At 57.0% G+C, this 18,520-nt stretch carries 17 protein-coding genes and 1 pseudogene; 6 read left to right on the plus strand and 12 right to left on the minus strand.

Annotated features, from left to right (window positions below; genetic code table 11):
- Positions 1–140: 140 nt before the first annotated feature.
- Together HPC62_RS17580 and lexA are read right to left on the minus strand one after the other, a co-directional pair.
- Positions 141–623, minus strand: a complete 483-nt coding sequence (locus HPC62_RS17580; RefSeq protein ID WP_225910570.1) for a pentapeptide repeat-containing protein — start codon at positions 621–623, stop codon at positions 141–143.
- Positions 624–975: 352 nt separating this feature from the next.
- The gene (lexA, locus tag HPC62_RS17585; RefSeq protein ID WP_172357743.1) at positions 976–1,593 is read right to left on the minus strand and encodes a transcriptional repressor LexA; all 618 of its coding nucleotides are present in this window, start codon (positions 1,591–1,593) and stop codon (positions 976–978) included.
- Positions 1,594–2,056: 463 nt separating this feature from the next.
- On the opposite strand from lexA, the gene devC reads away from it, so the two are divergent.
- Both devC and HPC62_RS17595 read left to right on the plus strand, forming a co-directional pair.
- The gene (devC, locus tag HPC62_RS17590) at positions 2,057–3,220 is read left to right on the plus strand and encodes an ABC transporter permease DevC (protein ID WP_172357745.1); all 1,164 of its coding nucleotides are present in this window, start codon (positions 2,057–2,059) and stop codon (positions 3,218–3,220) included.
- 386 nt (positions 3,221–3,606) lie between these two features.
- On the plus strand, positions 3,607–3,789 hold the full coding sequence (locus HPC62_RS17595) for a hypothetical protein (protein ID WP_172357747.1): 183 nt from the start codon (positions 3,607–3,609) through the stop codon (positions 3,787–3,789).
- Positions 3,790–3,944: 155 nt separating this feature from the next.
- On the opposite strand, the gene hpsP is transcribed toward HPC62_RS17595, so the two are convergent.
- The 3 genes from hpsP to HPC62_RS17610 form a co-directional block, all read right to left on the minus strand.
- On the minus strand, positions 3,945–5,168 hold the full coding sequence (hpsP, locus tag HPC62_RS17600; RefSeq protein WP_172357749.1) for a hormogonium polysaccharide biosynthesis glycosyltransferase HpsP: 1,224 nt from the start codon (positions 5,166–5,168) through the stop codon (positions 3,945–3,947).
- 166 nt (positions 5,169–5,334) lie between these two features.
- A complete protein-coding gene (locus HPC62_RS17605) occupies positions 5,335–6,507 on the minus strand; it encodes a glycosyltransferase (protein ID WP_172357751.1) in 1,173 nt (390 codons plus the stop codon).
- Positions 6,508–7,023: a hypothetical protein gene (locus tag HPC62_RS17610; protein WP_172357753.1), complete on the minus strand. Its 516-nt coding sequence runs from the start codon at positions 7,021–7,023 to the stop codon at positions 6,508–6,510.
- A 62-nt stretch (positions 7,024–7,085) separates the two neighbouring features.
- On the opposite strand from HPC62_RS17610, the gene HPC62_RS17615 reads away from it, so the two are divergent.
- From HPC62_RS17615 to HPC62_RS24000, 3 genes are all read left to right on the plus strand, one after another.
- Complete coding sequence (locus tag HPC62_RS17615) at positions 7,086–7,283, plus strand: hypothetical protein (protein WP_172357755.1); 198 nt, start codon at positions 7,086–7,088, stop codon at positions 7,281–7,283.
- 126 nt (positions 7,284–7,409) lie between these two features.
- A complete protein-coding gene (locus HPC62_RS17620) occupies positions 7,410–7,706 on the plus strand; it encodes a hypothetical protein (RefSeq protein ID WP_225906644.1) in 297 nt (98 codons plus the stop codon).
- 21 nt (positions 7,707–7,727) lie between these two features.
- Positions 7,728–7,853 carry a hypothetical protein gene (locus tag HPC62_RS24000; RefSeq protein WP_267313415.1) on the plus strand — a complete coding sequence of 42 codons (126 nt, stop codon included), beginning with the start codon at positions 7,728–7,730 and terminating at the stop codon, positions 7,851–7,853.
- 173 nt (positions 7,854–8,026) lie between these two features.
- Here the strand turns inward: HPC62_RS24000 and HPC62_RS17625 are convergent, their stop codons facing one another.
- The 5 genes from HPC62_RS17625 to HPC62_RS17645 all read right to left on the minus strand — a co-directional run bounded on the left by HPC62_RS17625 (position 8,027) and on the right by HPC62_RS17645 (position 14,006).
- The gene (locus HPC62_RS17625; protein ID WP_172357757.1) at positions 8,027–9,097 is read right to left on the minus strand and encodes an LOG family protein; all 1,071 of its coding nucleotides are present in this window, start codon (positions 9,095–9,097) and stop codon (positions 8,027–8,029) included.
- 157 nt (positions 9,098–9,254) lie between these two features.
- Entirely contained in the window at positions 9,255–10,547 is a 1,293-nt protein-coding gene (locus HPC62_RS17630; protein WP_172357759.1) for a competence/damage-inducible protein A, read from the minus strand.
- Positions 10,548–10,565: 18 nt separating this feature from the next.
- The gene (locus HPC62_RS17635) at positions 10,566–11,621 is read right to left on the minus strand and encodes a glycosyltransferase family 4 protein (protein WP_172357761.1); all 1,056 of its coding nucleotides are present in this window, start codon (positions 11,619–11,621) and stop codon (positions 10,566–10,568) included.
- 553 nt (positions 11,622–12,174) lie between these two features.
- Positions 12,175–12,486 (minus strand): DUF6679 family protein, encoded by a 312-nt coding sequence (locus HPC62_RS17640; RefSeq protein WP_068509782.1) that lies wholly within the window; start codon positions 12,484–12,486, stop codon positions 12,175–12,177.
- 662 nt (positions 12,487–13,148) lie between these two features.
- The gene (locus HPC62_RS17645; RefSeq protein WP_172357763.1) at positions 13,149–14,006 is read right to left on the minus strand and encodes an SDH family Clp fold serine proteinase; all 858 of its coding nucleotides are present in this window, start codon (positions 14,004–14,006) and stop codon (positions 13,149–13,151) included.
- Positions 14,007–14,413: 407 nt separating this feature from the next.
- Between HPC62_RS17645 and HPC62_RS17650 the strand changes: the two genes are divergently transcribed.
- A complete protein-coding gene (locus HPC62_RS17650; RefSeq protein ID WP_172357765.1) occupies positions 14,414–15,889 on the plus strand; it encodes a calcium-binding protein in 1,476 nt (491 codons plus the stop codon).
- 11 nt (positions 15,890–15,900) lie between these two features.
- Here the strand turns inward: HPC62_RS17650 and HPC62_RS17655 are convergent, their stop codons facing one another.
- Both HPC62_RS17655 and HPC62_RS17660 read right to left on the minus strand, forming a co-directional pair.
- Positions 15,901–17,538: an MFS transporter gene (locus HPC62_RS17655; RefSeq protein ID WP_172357767.1), complete on the minus strand. Its 1,638-nt coding sequence runs from the start codon at positions 17,536–17,538 to the stop codon at positions 15,901–15,903.
- Positions 17,539–17,950: 412 nt separating this feature from the next.
- Positions 17,951–18,520, minus strand: a pseudogene (locus HPC62_RS17660) (IS5 family transposase); the annotation flags it as partial.

Genomic DNA, 18,520 nt, shown 5'->3' on the forward strand with positions numbered 1-18,520 from the left:
TCCAGACCATTAGTCCAGATAGTGCAAAGCATTGTCAGGATTTTACCCCATGCCTGAAATTTCCTATGTTTGTGCGTCAGCACTGCGGGGCGATCGCTCCATTTTAGAATCCAAGCAAGGAACGCTGCTGCGGGCCCCAACTACGGCTGCACTGTCCCATCGGGCAGAATCGCGCCCTGAAAAACAGCGCCGTCCTGGGTTGCGCCGTCTAGCTTGGCCCCGCTGAGGTCGCTGCCGCTAAAGTCGGCATTGCTGAGATTGGCATTGGTAAAGTCTGCGTTCCGCAAGAAAGTATTCTTCAAACTGGCACCGGAGAGATTTGCACCGCTGAGGTTTGCAGAGGGCAGCGCAGCACGGTTGAGGTCTGCGTTGCTCAGATTTGCGCCGCTGAGGTTGGCGGTGTCGAGCAGCGCCTCGCTGAGATTGGCACCGTTTAGGTCAGCGCCGCTGAGATTGGCGCGATTTAGCTTGGCACTTTTGAGATCCGCATTGGCCAGCGCCTTGCCCTGCAAATCGCACTCGATACATTCTTTGGTGTCAGCAAGGCGAGCCTGGGGGTCGGGGCTGGCGCAACTGCTGAGGAGCAGGAGAGAGAGGGCGATCGCCCCTATATGCACTGCCATTCGCCCCGCTTTGGCACAGATCTGGGAAGCTGGCCCCAGCCTAGCCTGGTTAGGCAACCCAAAGGGCGCTCCAAAATTACGGGTTTTCATAAGGAACCAGTCCCAACGTGTCTGCATAGAATCGATGGATAGCCTTCAGCCTGATTATTCGCTTTAGGACTTACGCACTTGCAATAAGCTTTCTGGGTTTTAGACAATTTCTCTCGAGCAAAGCCTCTCTCGCGAGCGCAGCCCGCGAGAAATTGTCCAACTGCGATTATCCAACTACGTAAGTCCTATGCATTTTCGATTCTCTATCACATCGACTGGCAGCGCGGCGCTGATCCAGAAATCTTCAGGAAGGCAGTAGGTCTTAGCCAACCCCAGCACCAAAATCTCGCCAAACGCCAATCAGCATTCCCTGGATTTGCACATCTGAAGCGGGTCTTTCGATGGGGTCGTACTTGGAGTTGGCGGGCTTCAGCGTGACCTTGTTGCCGCGCCGATAGAAATACTTCAGGGTATTGCCTTCTCCTTCAACCCGCGCTGCAACAATCGTGCCGTTCTTGAGCTTGTCTGGTTCTTTCACCGGACGCATAATCACCACATCGCCATCGGCAATTAGGGCCTCGATCATGCTGTCGCCCGTCACCCGCAGCGCATAATCCTGCGGCTTAAGCTGCATACCAGAAATGTCGAGGAACTCTGTATCGCCCGTCGCGGGTTCCAGCGCTCCCCCTGCAAACACCTCACCCCGAATCGGTACGCCTTGGGTAACCCCGTGGAGCAGGCGCAGCGTCCGGGCCTTGCCCCGCGTCCAGTCGATATAGCCCTTGTTTTGCAGATGTTCCAGGCGGCTCTGAATCGGCGCGGGCGATCGCAACCCCATTGCCTGCATCATCTGGCGGATAGAGGGGGCGTGCTGATTTTCGCGGATGTATTCCACCAACCAGTCGTAGAGTTCCTGCTGGACTTCGGTTAAGGGTTCCATAGCGCTTTGGAGAAAGGCGAATTGATGAGGAGTGATTTGGAGCTACACCCTTAAAGAACAGGTGTACCAAAACTTTTTCATTCTGTCTAGCCTTTCAGACAAAAAGACAGCAATATTCACAATTAAATTTGCTTATGGTTCGGTTGCGACTGAATGAACGGCTGCATCACGCTGCCGCACACTAGTGTCTGTAGACTAAAAAGACTAGGCAGTGTCTTAAAACTTTCTAGGTCGTTGATTGCCTTGAGTCGATCCCCCTAAATCCCCGCGCTTACGCGCCGCTTCGCTAGAAATAAGGGGGACTTCCGGAGTGGTTCGGCTCGGTTCCCCCCTTTTTAAGGGGGGGGCTAGGGGGGATCGAGGGTTTTAGAAGGGTTTTAAAACATGCCCTAGGAAAGAGTCGGCGTTTCCCTGAGTTGGCTCATTTGCCGACTGGCTGACTTGCCCACTTGCACCCTGGCCCATGCGAACACCCCTTGCCTGGTCAAACCTGACCTATGAACGTCGCCGCCTGCTAACGGCGATCGCCGGAGTGGCATTTGCGGTGCTGCTGATGTTCATGTTTCGCGGATTTGAGAACGCACTCTACGACAGCCAAGTGCAGTTGCTCAAGGTGCTAAACGGCGAAATTATCGTGGTGAATCGGCTGAAATACACCATGTTTATTCCGGCACAGTTTGCCCGGCGACGGCTATATCAGGCGCAGGCCTTTGACGGCGTGGAGGCGGCCTATCCGCTCTATGTCCGCGATGGCGCTGCCTGGAAGAATCCCGAAACCAAGGCGGTACGGCCGCTGCGGGTGTTGGCGTTTAACCCCAATGACCCCGTGCTGACGATTCCCGAAGTGTTGGCCAGCCAGGAGGCGCTGAAGTTGCCTTGGACGGTGATTGTGGACGAGAAATCGCGCGCAGAGGTGGGAACCGTAACGACGGGCACAGTGACGGAACTGGCGGAGCAGCAGGTACAGGTTGTGGGAACCTACGCGCTGGGAACGGACTTTGCCTCTGCCAATGGCAATGTGATCATGAGCGATCAGAACTTTTTGCGCTATTTTGCCAGCCTGGGGCCGGAGGAGCAGAGCCGCGACCTGAACACGGTGGACATCGGGCTGCTGAGGGTGCGGCCCGGGGCGGATGTGGATGCGATCGCCCGCACTCTGCGCGACCAGTTGCCCAAAGACGTGGCCGTGTTGACCAAGCCAGAGTTCGTAGACATGGAGTTGGATTACTGGCGCAACAACACCGCCATCGGCTTTGTGTTCACGCTGCTAACCATCATGAGCTTCGTCGTCGGCATCATCCTGGTCTACCAGATTCTCTACACCGATGTCGCCGACCACTGGACGCAGTACGCCACCCTGAAGGCGATCGGCTATTCCAATCGTTATCTGCTGGGTGTGGTGTTTCAACAGGCGCTCTTGCTGGGCGTGATGGGCTTTATTCCTGGCTATCTGATTGCGCTGGTGCTGTATCGGCTCACGGCCAACGCCACAGGGCTGCTGATGCAGATGACGCTGGGGCGCGGGCTGAATACCTTACTGGCGACAGTGGTGATGTGCCTAATTTCGGGGGCGATCGCCATTCGCAAGGTGCAATCGGCCGACCCCGCAGAGGTGTTTGGAAATTAGATGCTTGGGAGCCTTGCAGGGAATTGTCAGGCGGAGCTGTGTCCTCTGCCCCGCAAGGCGTGGATGGGTTATGGCGATCGCCCAGCGCCTCTACCTGTCGGAACACCTGCTAAACACACTGTTAAATTTCATGTCATCTGCCTCTTCGCCCAGCTCCAGGTGTCTGGCTGAACGGAAGCGGTTATCCTCGGTAGACGATGGGGTTTGATTCTGCTGTAGCAATCGCGGCTAAGGGGAATTGTTGAACGATGGCAAGAGGGATTATGCAAAAAGCGCAACTTTTCAATGCGTTTTTTGCATAGCAGATCTGGCAAATCCCTGCTATTTACGTTAACTATGAGAAAGAAATTGCAGGTCACCTAACCGAGGCATTATCGGCTCGACTCATGAACAGCACTCAGCCCGACACGAAGCGCGTTGACACTCCGCCTACCGGAGTTAAGTTAGAGCAAAAGCCCGATTCTGTTACCAGTCCAGTTGATGTTGATCCAGTTGATTTTGACCAGTGGGCGATCGCCGTTCGCCAGCAAATGCTAGACGCACTCCGCAAGCGCGGCACCCGCTACTAGCCGCGCCAGTTGTCTATTCCCGTTGTCTATTCCCTAAGTCAATAACGCCAGGGCTTACGCACTTGCAATAAGTTTTCTGGATTTCGGACGACTTCTCGTGGCCACAGCCTGCGCGAAATCGCCCAACTGCGTAAGTCCTAAAGGCATTGCACCCGCTACCGAACCTGCTGCAAAGTTTCCTCGTATTTTTGAATCGCACGGTGGGCGATCGCCCGCCAGTCGTAATGATCGCGGGCCCAGTGCTGGGCGGCGATGCCGCGCTGTGGGCGGTCGGCGGCTTGCAGGGCGATCGCCAGCGTGTGGGCCAGGGCACGAGGTTCGCAGGGCACAACCCAGCCCGCCTGCGCCTGGGTCACGTCTTCGTGCAGCGGCACTGCGTCGGACACCACCACGGGCAGCCCCGCCGCCATCGCTTCGGCAACGGCAATCCCAAAGTTCTCGTAGTAGGACGGCAGCACAAACAGATCTGCCGCCAGCAGCAGATCGCGCCGTGCCTGGGCGGACACGAACCCGGTCTGGGTGGTGCAAGCCCGCAGCGGAGAGGCATTTAGGCGATCGCCCACTTGCTTTTCGTAATCGGGATTCTGGGGGTTGCCGCCTGCCAGAATCCAGTGAAACGGGATGCCCGCTGCCTGCACCTGCTCTAGCGCGGGTATCAGCAGATCTAGCCCTTTTTTGGGGTCGAGCCGCGAAAGAAACAGCACCACTGGGCGATCGGGCGGAATGGCGAGGCGATCGCGCACGGTCTGGGCGATTCCCGTAGAGATTGCTTCGCGAATCGCCCGTCGTTCGGCAGGCGCAGCGGCAAACTCCGCCAGATCTACCCCCAGTGGCAAAATCCAGTCCCGCAAGGTTAGCCCAAACCGCTCGGCAGTAGCCGCCTCCTGGCGACTGGTAAAGTGAACTGCCGCCGCCCCCGCCAGGTTTTGCCGCTCGATGAGCGTGGCATAAAGCTGCTTCAGCCGCCGCTTTTTTTGCAGATCGATGGGGTCGAGCGTGCCCAGCGGCCGCAGGACATAGGGCAGGTGTCGCGTGCGGGCGATCGCCGCTGCGGTCGAGCTGACGGGCGAAAACAGCGCGTGGATATGGGCCAGGTCAAACGCCGCCGTCTGGGTTGCCAGCCACCCCAGCAGCCCCGCCGAAAACTTGTAGCGCCGCCAGCCCGTCCGCCGAAAGTAGCGAATCTCATACCCATCCTGCGCCATAGGCACGCCCAGCGGCACCGCCAGCGGCGCTTGTCCTGAATCCCCATTGGCATCCGTCGTCAGGATCGTCACCGCCACCCCGGCCGCCGCCAGCGCCTTCGATAAGCCTGCGATCATCTGGCTAGGGCCGCCGTAGACGGGAGAAATGGCAGGAATGATGTGGACAAGGCGCATTAAGGGATGGGGGAATCGGGTCACATCATGAAATCACATCACAAGATCACATTATGAAATCACGTCATGCAGATAACATCACTTAGTCATTACTTGGTCATTATCTGGTTATTACTCGATCATTACCTGGTCATTATTTGATTATTACTCGATCATTACTTGGTCATTACTCGATCATTACTTGGTCATAGAACGCAAGCTGCTTTTCCGCTAGGACGCGATTGGTAAAGTGGGCGATCGCCCGCTGGTGGCCACGGGCGGCCAGGTCGTCGGCCAGGGCAGGGCGCTGCATGAGGGACTGGAGGCGATCGCGCAAGGCGGCCACCTGGCCTTCAGGAAACACCAGCCCCGCATCGCCAATGACGTGGGGAATTTCGCCAGAGTCGGAGCCGATTACCGGAACCCCACAGGCCATTGCCTCGATCAGCACATGGCCAAACTGCTCCTTCCAGTGGGGCGTGGTTTCCGACGGCAGCACCAGCGCATTCATGACGTTGAGATAGCGCGGAATGTCGGCATGGGGCACAGACTCAACCCATCGGAGGCGATCGCCCAACCCCGCCTGCTGCATCCGCGCCACCACCTCTGCCCGCAGCGGGCCCCGCCCCACCAACAGCCAGCGCCAGGGCAACTCAGGCAGCCCCGCCAGCGCCTCTGCCAGGGTTCGCAGTCCCTTTTCTGGCACAAAGCGCCCGATATAGCCCACGGTAAATTCTTCGGGACAGTCTTTGGGCAAAAGGCCAAGTGCCGCCGCCCACTCCGGCTGGGGACGGGGGCAAAACTGCTGCTCATTTACCCCAAGCTGGGGCAGCACGGTGACTGGGCCACAGTAGCCGCGCTGTCGCAGAATCGCCGCCGCATCCCGATTTCCGGCGATCGCCCCGTCGGTGTGGTGCAGGTTATAACGCTCCAGCCAGAGCAGCGGCGGCCGCAGTCTGTAGGGCAAATTCCACCAGGTAAACAGCACCCGCTTTGCGCCCAGCTTTAGCAGCCGATTCAGCGCAATCAACTGGGCATAGGCCAGGGACTTTGTCCCCTGCTCCACCTGAATCACGTCCGGTGGATGCTGCCGCAGCAGGGACACCAATTCGGTGCGAAAGCAGAGCAAGCCCTGATGCGTCTGGCTAAAGTTGCCCACGGGCACGACGCGGAAGTTGCCCTGGTCATAGCCCTGGGGACGAATCGTGCCGCCCACCACGCCGCCCGGTTTCCAGGTGCGCGGCACGATCACAGTAATATCCAAGGGTTTGCCCCCATCAACCGCCAGCGCCGCCATCACCTTCAGCTTGTCGCAATTCAGATCCACGATGTAGGTGTGGCTGACGACCCAAAGGCGCATCTAGGGCGAAACCTGGCAATAGGTGTTGACCTCATCCACCAGCGGGCTTTCCTGATTGGCGGCGGTGAGAAACTCCTGATGGGCGGCTCTGGCAGCCTCAAAGTTTTCCTGCTGAAGCGCGGTGGAGACTTTGCGGGCGGCGGTGATGATCTGGTCGTAGAGGGTCAGCAGTTGTCCCTTATAGTCATTCAATTGGGCATCGCTGAGGTCTACAGCAGATACGGCAGCCTTACCCTGCTCGAAGCGGTCGGCAACGGCGGAGAATGCCTGGTCATTGGGTTGGCTATTGGCTTGCACCACCGCCTGCACCTCCGCGACTGTGCCGTTCACCACCTGCGATAGCCGATTGCACTGAGCCAGCTTGCTTTCGCTACAGCCTGTGGTGAGGAGGGCGATCGCCAGTCCACTGGCCCAAACGCCGCGGCGAGATGGTCTTGCCCGACCAGAAGGGCGATCGCCTCCAGTCATAGCCCGCCTTGCATCCGGTGTTGCCGTTCGCAATGTTGAAATCACCATAGAGAGGGCCCCAGAAACTTGGCTCTGGAAAATGCAGTCCGGCTCGATAATAGCAAGCTCCGATGGCCGCCGCTACTGCAAATATCGCCGAGGTGCTGACTCCTGGCGCAGGACAATTGACGAGGGCGATCGCATCCAGTACAAACGTCCATCAGGCTGCAATTCGATTCCTATCAGTGCAGCTTGCCTTTCCCCCGAAATTTTGGTCGTTTAGTCACCTACGGTATTGGCAGGTGCGTCCAACACCCACCAACGCCTGACCCCTTGACAGGTAACGGCTGTCTCAGGGCTGCGTTCATTGTAGGCCGCCCTGTCCTAGCGCTTCACGTCCGTGGGCGGCCAACATTTCGGGGTTTCCCTACCTCGTTTCCTGGAGGAAGCTCCAAATGCTGACAATTCAATACACTTGGTCGTCCCCATTCTCGGAGGCGACCCAGTTTTCGCTGCCCCCGCTCACCTGCGAACTGCCCCACCGTCGCCGCCTGCGCCACTGCATCATCGGCCTGCCCGAAGACGCGCAACTGGCGATTGACCGTTTGCACCTGCTCCGCTACGCCGAACGCTTCGAGTGGACGCACGCCCTCGACCTCCTGCCCAACGGCATCGTCCTCGACGGTCGCCCCGGCGAAGTGCTGCGCTACCTCCACCGCGAAATCCGCAGCAACCCCAGCGCAAACGAGTAAGAACAGGAGTGCGATCGCCCCGTGCAAGGAAAAACTACAGGTGCAGGCCGCCGCTGCGGAGAACCCCGCTACCCCAGTGAGTGCGATCGCCCCGTGCAAGGAAAAACTACAGGCTTTGCAGACGCTTTGAAGGACAGCTTGCGCTAGACCATACAAACCTTTTGCATAGCGCGGTGAACTGTTCGGGCGCAGTCTCCAGCCAATGGTAAGTAGGTGGACATTAATAAATATAAAACTCAAAGACCCTGTGCCGCCTGCGCAGCGGGCGGCACAGGGTTCAGGATCTGTTCTTTCTATCTACTTAAACATCACTGGTGGTGTTACTTTTGCTCTGGGTGGGCTTTTTCGGGTGGGGTTGCGCCGAGGCGGTTGATAGTGCGGATCATCTGGTACAACCGCCCTAAGTCGCGCTGGTTAAATTCAAACACCAGTCGGGGCAAGTGGGAAATTTCTACTGCGTCGGCTTCTTGGGGCAGTGCAGACATTTGGGCAATTTTGCCACGCACCAGGATATCGCTGAAGTTTGCGTTGAGATAGTCCAGTTCTTCTTCTGAAAGCGCCTGATTCAGCCGCAGCACTAGGTTGGGGCCGACGTAGCGGCTGGAGTGATAGACCCGATAAAAGCTGGCGATCGCCTCACAGGCGGCATCCACCCGGTCGGTAATCGTATACAGATGCAGGTCGTCGGCGCTGATCAGCCCTGCCTCCAGCAGTTGATCTTTGATGTAGCTTTCCCAGCTTTGCCAATAATCATCTCCCGGCGTTTCCAACAGCACCAGCGGCAGCAAGCCCGACTTGCCCGTTTGCATCAGCGTCAGGCACTCAAACGCCTCATCCTGCGTGCCAAATCCGCCAGGAAACAGCGCCAGCGCATCGCTTTCCCGCAGGAAAAACAGCTTGCGGGTGAAGAAGTATTTGAAATTCACCAGCTTGTCGCCGCCTTCTAAAATTGGGTTCGACCCCTGCTCAAATGGAAGCTGGATATTTAGCCCAAAGGACTTGTCTGTGCCTGCGCCCTCGTTGCCGGCCTGCATAATGCCCGGCCCGCCGCCCGTGATTACCATAAAGCCGTGGAGCGTCACGCAGCGAGCAAAGTCCATCGCCATTTGATAGGTCGGGCTGCTGGGCTTAATGCGGGCAGAGCCAAAGATAGAAATTTTGCGGACGTGGCGATAGGGGTGAAACAGTTCAAACGCTCGCCCCATGTCTTGCAGCGCCGCGCTGAGGATCTTCCAATCGAGGCGATCGGCATCGGTGCGGGACAGTTGCACAATGGTCGAGAGCGCCTGCTGGATCAAATCTCCATGCTCCAGAGAAGGTAGGTCGTGGAGCAGTTGTTCAATTTGGTGCGACAGCGACTCCGAGGCAGCGGACTTGGACAATGAAGACATGCAACTTTCCAAACAGCGCGAATCCTTATTTTACGAGATCTTTGTGACTCGCGGGTGTTTCGGCTATGGCAGGAAGAGGGAAGAACGAAGAGCGAAAAACGAAGAGCGAAGAGGGAAGAGCGAAGAACGAAAAGATAAAAAGGGATGGTTATCTTCTTTATGGCTCTTGTAGCTGCCGTCGCAGTAGATCTAGGGCGCTGCATACGCTTAGCCAACGAATCCATTCGCGGCCGCGGCTCGCGCCGAAGAGGAAGCGGTGGCTGGTGACTTGGTTTTTGGGCCCGGCGAGGCCGATGTAGACCAGGCCGACGGGCTTGTCGGTGCTGCCTCCGTCTGGCCCGGCGATGCCTGTGATGCTGAGGCCCCAGGTGGTGCCCAGACGCGATCGCACGCCCTGGGCCATTTGTTCAGCCACCGTCGCGCTGACGGCTCCAGAGTTCGCCAGATCGTCGGGATTGACCCCCAGTAGGGATTCTTTGACCGAGTTGTCGTAGGAAACAACGCCGCCCCAAAAGTAGCGGGAACTGCCGGGAACCGTGGTCAAAAAGCTGCCCAGCCCGCCGCCTGTGCAGGATTCTGCGATCGAGAGCGTTTGGCCGGCCCTTTGCAAACGCTGCCCCACCACCGAGGCTAGGGTGTCGTCGTCCTGACCGTAGTAGTCGGCCCCAGCAATTTGCTGGATTTGCTCAACGACGGGGGCGATCGCCGCCATTGCCGCCGCCTCAGACTCGGCCTTGGCAGAGACGCGCAGCCGCACCTCGCCTTTGCCCGCGTAGGGCGCAACGGTGGGATGGGTGAGGTCAAACAGGGGGGCGACTTTCTCCGCCAGCGCCGATTCCGTAATGCCCCAAAAGCGCAGCGTGCGGCTGTAGATCGGCGCTTGCCCAAAGCCACGACTGCGGAGGAACGGCACCGCCACTTCGCGCCACATGGCCTGCATTTCACTGGGCACGCCAGGAAAGGTGAGAATGATTAGCCCCGGACGCGCCTCCCAAATCATGCCGGGGGCCGTGCCCGTGCGGTTTGCCAGCACCGCCGCCCCTTGGGGAAGCAGGGCCTGTTTGCGGTTGTTGTCGGTCATCACGCGGCCACGGGCGGCGTATTTTTGCGTGATGTCGTCCAAGACTTCTGGCCGTTCCACCAAGGGGGCCTGAAAAAAATCGGCGATCGCCTCGGTGGTCAAATCATCCGGTGTGGGGCCCAATCCCCCCGTGAAAATCAGCAAGCGCGATCGCTCACAGGCAATGGCGATCGCCGCCTGGAGCCGCCGAACATTGTCCCCCACCACGGTCTGGTAATAATGCGGAATGCCCAGCGCCGCCAGTTCTTGAGCCAAAAACTGGGCATTGCTGTTAAGAATTTCGCCGAGCAGTAGCTCTGTGCCAACGCAAATCACCTCTGCCCCAAAACTCTGGGCAGGATGCGCCGCACCAGCCGAAAGGTCAATCATGAACCGTCCTTAACCACACTATCCTTGGGAGCGGGCGTGTTTGCGAGCCTGCCACGCTGCATAGGTAAGCAGCAGCGTGGCCACGATGGCATAGGCCAGACCGCTGGGGATTCCAGAAAACGCCAGCGCCAGACTGCCCACCCAAAACGTCAGCGCGTAGATCACCAATACCGTCATGCGGTGAGGCAGTCCAGCCTTCAGCAGGCGGTGATGCAGGTGGCGCTTGTCAGCCTTAAAGGGCGACTTGCCGCTGCGGATGCGATCCAAAATGACCGCCGACATATCCAGAATCGGCACGGCCAAAATAATGTAAGGCAGCAGCACCGCCGCTGTGGTCACGCTCTTGACCAGCCCAATCACGCCAACGCCAGCCAGCGTAAAGCCGATAAAATACGCACCACCATCGCCCATAAAAATCTGCGCTGGATTGAAGTTGTAGCGGAGAAATGCGAAACTCGCGCCGCCGAGAGCCGCCACAATCAGCGCTGCCGCAGGCTGGTTCATGAATAAACACACCACCAGCATCACCATCGAGGCAATGCCCGCCACACCGGCCGCCAGTCCATCCAGCCCGTCGATCCAGTTAATCGCATTGGCCATGCCCACCAGCCAGAGGACGGTAATCGGCAGACTCACCCACGGCGCTAGCCCTACCAGCCCATCGAAGGGAACCGAGAGGAAATCAATCTGCACGCCTGCAAACCAGGCTGCCGTGGCAAAAACCGCTTGCAGCACCAGGCGCACGCTGGGCGACAGGCAGAACAGGTCATCCGCCAGCCCAATTAGGAAAAAGGCTAGTCCGCCGATGACCACGCCCCATACTTCGTATTCTTTATCGGGCGGCAGCACGCCAAACCCGCCCATCAGCCAAACCACCACCAGCGCGGCGACGGTCCCCAGAAAAATGGACACGCCGCCAAGCCGCACCATCGGGCGCTTGTGAACCTTGCGGCCACCTGGCATATCGACTCGCCCGCTGCGGATGCCCAAGTTTTTGACGATCGGCGTTGAAACAAGAACAACCGCGACAGCGACGAGAAACGCGATCAGATGATAGTGAATATAAGGCGGCATCTGAAGTTTGGGAGGCGAAGTGCAAAAGGACTTATGGTTAACCTACGCAATGTTGTACCCCAAAACTGGGCGTATCAAAAAACTTTCGAGTGAACGCCGCCAGGACGCACTGATTAGGTGAGGTTAGAGGCTAGGTGAGGTTAGAGGCTAAGTGAGGTTAGGGCAGGTGAGGGCGATCGCCCTCATTGAGAAGGTCGAGAGACAGGCTGAGCGACGGACTTGCTAAAACATCATTCAGAATACCGCATCCCACTTAGATTAAGACATTTAAACTTGCTTCGCTCTAATTAAACTCTAATTAAGCTGGCATTGCCCAAAACGACATCGCCCCAAGAGCAACTCTCAGGGCGATCGCCATTCGGCACCTTTTCTATTGAGTCTGTTCTACGGAGTCTGCCCCAGCGTGCTGGACTTTAGCCCAGTCAACGGCAACACTGCGAACCTCTGCTCAGGGCGATTCAGGTGCATTCGGGGCAATTTGGGGGCAATTTGGGGGCAATTTGGGGGCAATTTGGGGGCAATTTGGGGGCGATCGCCCAGAACCCCCAAAGCTCTACTCAGGGTTTGACTCTGGATGATGGTTGCGGATTTGCTCCGCCTCAGGGCAATCTTCCGACACCAGCGGTTCCGAATCGCCTCGCGGCACCGTCGCCAACTTTTGCATCACCGAGCCAATGCTTTCCAGTCGAATCATCTCTTCCCACGAACACATCTCGTCTTCTTCTTCCGTTTCGTAGCGCAGCGTCACCAGATCGCCTTCGATGTCGAGAATTCGCGCTCGCTCAATCCATCGCTGCTGATCCCGCAAGAAAATCCAGACTTCCCGACCATCACAACAGAGTTGATAGATCTTGCGGTGTAGCATGAATTGCTTCTCCTGAACTGATAACAATCAAACCGTAACCCTGCTGCGACCTCATCTCTAGGTCACAGCCCCTACATCAAGCTGGCAGGTCAAGCAGGCACAGCCTCAAACTTGAACCCAAGGGCAGACCCCAGCTAGATATTCCTACCATCTGAAAACTTTTGATCACGGGCTGTCTGTTAATCTCGATGCGGTTTTGCAAAAAGAACAGCCGCGAAGAGCTTAAATTCTTTGGAAGCAAAGGAGGATGGAGAACTTGCCCAGTCCAGAAGGTTTTTGAGTTGGGGTAGACCATTAAACTTTACCAATGCCCAAGGCCAGGTCTCGTTAATGCAAATTAAAGCCTGAACGTCTGCACTTGTGAAGAGGGCGAAGTTACTAAGTATAGCTCTTGGCTATTCTTTCCACTATTTTAGCGATTGTTTGCCAGAGTGAGAGGTCAGTTGGAAAACCGACCTGAAATCCAGCTTAATCCGCACGGGGACTCAATCCGCGCCAGTTCTCAAGGGCTTTATCGCATCCTTAAAATTCCAGAAATTCCAGAAAGACCCGACCAATCCCTACGCTCAGGACTAACACGCTTGCAGCAATCTCCCTAAGCTCTAATCATCCCGCCTGGACTAAAACTGCGAGAAGTCACCCAGATGTATCGGTCTTAATCCCTACTCCTTAATAGACTCCGGCAGCATCGGGCGGTTTTCGTAGGGCAGCGGAATGTATTGCACGGTGGGGCGGCCCATCGACGGCTGCGGATACAGATCCATCAGGCTGTAGATAATCTTGGGTAGCCCAACAACGACGTGTAGCCCAAGTTCCTGCGCTTCTTCTACCGAAATCGGGTAGTCGTGCGTCACCTGCCCCGTCGTCAGCGCTTCGATAATGCGGTCAATTCTTTCAGGCTCGATTTTACGCTTGGGCACGCAGTCTTCGAGCAGCGTGCGGACAAACTTTTGCACTTGGCGAATGGCTTTGCGGGCGATGTCGGCGGTCACGATGGTCTGGTCATCGATATCGCTGATGGGCTTGTCTTCCAGCACCTTCAACACGCTGGCAGCGGGCGTGCTGCCCAACTGCGGATCGACCGGGCCCAGCACTGCGTTTTCGTCCATCACGATTTCATCGGCAGCCATCGCCAGCATCGTGCCGCCGCTCATGGCGTAGTGGGGCACAAACACCGTCACCTTGGCCGGATGGCGCACTAGGGCGCGGGCAATTTGCTCGGTCGCCAGCACCAGTCCCCCTGGGGTATGCAAGATCAGGTCGATGGGCACATTGGGTGGGGTCAGCCGGATCGCCCGTAGCACCTGCTCAGAGTCTTCGATGCTGATGAAGCGAGAAACGGGAACGCCCAGAAAACTGATGGATTCCTGGCGGTGGATGAGCAAAATGACCCGACTGCCGCGACTGCGCTCGAACGCCTGGATCGTCATCAGCCGCCGCTGCTCGGTTAAAAACCGCTGAATTAAAGGGGAAATGGAAGAAATCAGGAAAAAGATGATTAGAAGATTAACAAGACTCATGGGAGGAAGCTAGGGGGGCGAAGGAGACAGAAAACTGGGGATTTCGCAGGCTGAACGCCAGAACTTGAAAGTCAGACATCTGGATGTCTCTGAGCAATTTGCTATTTTAGTCTGCCATTTCAGACAGTTCGCCAGATAACCGGATGAATTAATTCTCACAGGCTATTTTGTAACAAAGTGGAACCCAGTGCGTGTCTCATCGGTCATGGCGGGGTGAAAGAAAAAATAAACCTGCCCAGAATCAGCGCTATAGATAGCAGAACGGATGGCAGCACAGATGGCAGCACAGATGGCAGACGGGCGATCACCCAGCCCCATCACCCAGCCTCATCACCCAGCCTCAAAACTCAGCCTCAAAACTCAGCCTCAAAACTCAGCCCTAGGCTCTTTTACAACCACACGACACCATGAACCCTCTCCATCCGATTTACGAAATTCTGGCTAAAGAAATCGTCGCGGTATCCGACAACCCCCAGTTTCAGCCGCAGGTTGATGCATCTCTAGCTCAGGCAGGCTACACCATTGACCAAATTTTCAACGACCCCACGACGGGCTTTCAGGCATTGGGGCTGAAGTCCACCACGCCGGGGAAGCCGCCCGTGCTGGTGTTTCGGCAGACGAACGAACTGTTAGACGATTTGGCCAACCGAGATCCCAATGGGGTTGGGTTTGCCCAGTTTCAAGCAAATCAAGACGACCTGGAAGACGGGCTGCTAGCCACCTTTGCGGCGACGGGCGTGCGTCCCGATATTATCGGCCACAGCTTGGGCGGCGGCATTGCCCAAATTGCGGCCGCTGAGCTAACGGATTTGGTGGGGGAAATCGTCACGTTTAACTCGCCAGGAACCAGCGGGGCGATCGCCGCTCAGTTCCTTGCCGCAGGTGGCACAGACAAGACCGTCACCCATTACGTGGTCAAAGGCGATTTTGTGTCGCTGGGCGGGCAGGCGTTTATCAACGGCAAGGTGGTCTTGCAGGCCTACACCGACCCTGCGATTAACCCCATCACCCTGCTCGACAAGCATGGTCAAATCCGCCGCCTGCTCAGCACGCCGCCCGAAGGTTACACCACGACAGAACTCTCCATTGCCGAACTCAGCAGCCCTACGTTTAGCTTCATTGGCGATTCCGATTTCAACGAGTTTCTGGCAGCGCTCAATTTTGTCAATCCGGGGCTGGCGGCTCAACTGGTGTCTCGTGCCAGCGTGGAAGCCCTCCGCATCTCGCCCAACTTCTCCTTTTTGGGGCTGGTGCTGGGCGCACGGGCGGCCCTGGCTCCAGAGCAAGATAACTTTTTGGTGGGCGACGATGCCGACAACACGGCCAACGGCGCAGGCGGCAATGACCAAATCTTTGGCAACGGCGGCAACGACCTGATGCAAGGCGGCGCAGGCAACGACACGATCTTCGGCGGGGCGGGCAACGACACCTTGCTGGGCAACAATGGCAACGACTCGCTGAATGGCGGCAACGGAGCCGATCAACTGGTCGGCGGCGCAGGCAGGGATACGCTGATTGGCGGCAACGGAGCCGATACGCTGATTGGCGTGAACCCAGACTCGCAGCGGCCCGGGCGGGGCGAGGTGGATGTTCTCAATGGCGGCAACGGCCCCGATGTATCCCTGCTGGGCAACGCCAGGGGCGTGTTTTATGATGACGGCAACCCCAACCAAGCAGGGCTAAACGATTACGCGCTGATTACGGAATTTGGCACGGGCGATCGCCTCCAACTGAAGGGCAAAGCCGCCGACTATCGCCTACAAAACCTGGGCATCAGCACGCAAATTTTCCTGCGGCAAAGCAGCGGCCCCGACGAACTCATTGCCATTGTGCAAGGCGCACGGCTCAACCTCACGAGCAGCCAGTTCACCTACGTTGCCTGAGGGACGTAGAATCAGGGACGGCGGCGGCCCCGCTTGGGGAGTTGGGTGGAAAGCAGCAGGCAGACCACGCTGACGGCAATGGCGACGAGTAGCGCAATCTTCATGCCTTCGACGGCGGCCAGGCGGGCCACTTCGGGAAGCTGCGCCATCACGGGTTCGGGCAGCACTCTAGCCAGCGCCTCTCGGCGTTCCTGCTTGGAAAAGGTCTGCACCATCCGCTGCAAAGCGGTAATGGCGTTTAGTCGCTGCTCGCTCGAAAGGCTCAGCCCCATGAGTTGCGCGACCTGATCCACCACATCAATAGAGGCCGAGGTAATCAAAATCGTGCCCAAAATGCCGCGCCCCAGAGAACTGCCCAACTGCTGGCACGGGTTATAGATCCCGGTTCCTTCGGGTTTTTCCCGCTTTGAGGTGGTGGCGTAGGTGAGCCTACCAATATAGACCGAAAATAGTCCCGACCCCATGCCCATGAGCATCAGCGCGGGCAGGATGCTGAGGGTTGTCATGTCGGGGGCGATCGCCCAATACATCGCCAGCAATCCCACAATCAGCAGCGATAGCCCAATATGCACCAGATATTTGGGAAACAATTGCTGATCGATTTTCAACCGCTTGAGCAGCAGCACCACGACCACCACCATCGTCAGGGTGTAGGGCAAAACGGCGATCGCCGTCTGAAAGGGGTTGAGCGGCAGAATGATCGGCAGCGATTGATATAGGTTGAACTGAATGCCAGACGTGACCAGCGTATGCAGCATCGCCGTCAGCAAACCGTTCACAAACACAGCGTTTCGCAGCAGCCCCACGCGCATCAGCGGAATGCCAGCGGGCTGCTGCTGCTGTCGCTGCCAGACAGCAAAAAAGCCAAGGCAAATCACCCCCACCGAAATCAGCGTCGGCACAATCGACACCGCAAAGGGCGGAATCACCAGCCCCGCAATCGAAAAGACCTGCTTGGGCTTCCACCAGCCATACTCCCCCGCCAGCCCCACGCCCAGCAAAATACTGCCAAAGCCCAAAAAGGACACCAAACCGCCCACCCAATCGATCGGAACCTTGCGGGGAACCGAGGTAGAGGGCAAGGTTCTGCCCATCACCATCACCAGCACAAAGACAATCAGCGACGGGGTAAACGACCAGCGCCAGCCAAAATGAGACGCGATGAAACCGCCCAGCAAGCTCCCCGACAGACCGCCGATTACCGAGGCCAGGATGAATGCAACGGTGGCCTGCTCCTCCTGTTTGCCGTCGTAGGCAAAGTCCATAATGCTCCAGGGAGCGCTGACCAAGGGGGTCGCCGCCAGCCCCGTCAGCAGCGAAAAGCTGACCACCCAGAACCCAATCGTGGGGCTGAGGGCCATGGCCACAATGCCGAGGCCATAGAGCAACAGTCCACCCAAAAAGATTCGCTCTCGCCCATAGAACCGACACAGGTTTTCACTCGTCGGCGCAAAGGATGCAGTGACCAGGGAAAACAGCACCAGCGCACTCTGGATATAGCCGATGCTGGTGTTCAACTCCCGCACCAGGAGGGGCATGACGGGCGAAATGACGCTGATGTTGTAGGCAATCAGAAACAACGTCAGCCAGAGCGCCCAAAACTCTTTTTTGCTAAGCGTGATAGATGGATTAGGAGCGTCTGCGTCCATGTCGTATATTCACAGGCGAAGAAATCAGTATAACCATCGAGGAAATCAAGATCGCCTTGTAAGTCATCGCGTGGAATCTTTATTCTGAAACGATTTCATCATTTTCGGCGATCGCCATAGGATTTCATATCATTTCGTCAGTCCAAAATCCAGAACCTATACACACGAGTAGTTTCAGCTTTGCCGAGCTTTCTGAAGGATTATGGGGCATTGTATTGGAGCAGCGTCGTTTTCAGCTTTGCATGAAGATATGGCGCGATCGCAACAAAACCGCAAACCACTCGCTGCGATCGCCCATCTGCTTCAAACCATGATGCGGTTGAGAGGACTCGTAACCTTATCGCAGGAAAGGTTATGAATCTTCTGAAGGGAGTAACGACTGAAGAGATATTAGAGCTGATTTATAAAGTAGCTAAGCTGCCAAGCGCTTGAGCATCAATTGAATCATGGCACCGTAGATCATGGCTTCACTCATTTCGCAATACAATTCGTAGTCTTTGCTCAAGCGTCGATAGCGATTCAACCAGCCAAAAGTTCGCTCCACAATCCAGCGCTTAGGCAGAATTTCAAACGACTTGGAGGTTCGTTTGATGACTTCTACGCGGACAGGTTCCCCACAGACCTGTTGGACTGCATGGGCAAACTTCTTGCCGCTATACCCCTGGTCTACCCACACCACCTCAAGCCGGGAGAGTTTATCGCTGGCTTCATCGAGCGTGACCACGGCTCCAAGCCGTTCTGAGGCATTCGCTTCGGTGACTAATACCCCAATTAAAAGCCCTTGGGAGTCTACAACGAGGTGGCGCTTACGCCCCTTAACCTTTTTGCCACCGTCGAAACCGTAGATGCCCCCCCTTTTTTCGGTGGTCTTGACCGATTGGGAATCAGCAATTGCCACACTGGAGTCTATGGTTCTGCCCATTTTCTGCCGCAGGTCTGCTCGGAGTTGGTCGTGCATCTGCTGCCAAATCCCTGACTGCCT

This window comes from Thermoleptolyngbya sichuanensis A183 (assembly GCF_013177315.1).
In the GTDB taxonomy this organism is placed as follows: domain Bacteria; phylum Cyanobacteriota; class Cyanobacteriia; order Elainellales; family Elainellaceae; genus Thermoleptolyngbya; species Thermoleptolyngbya sichuanensis.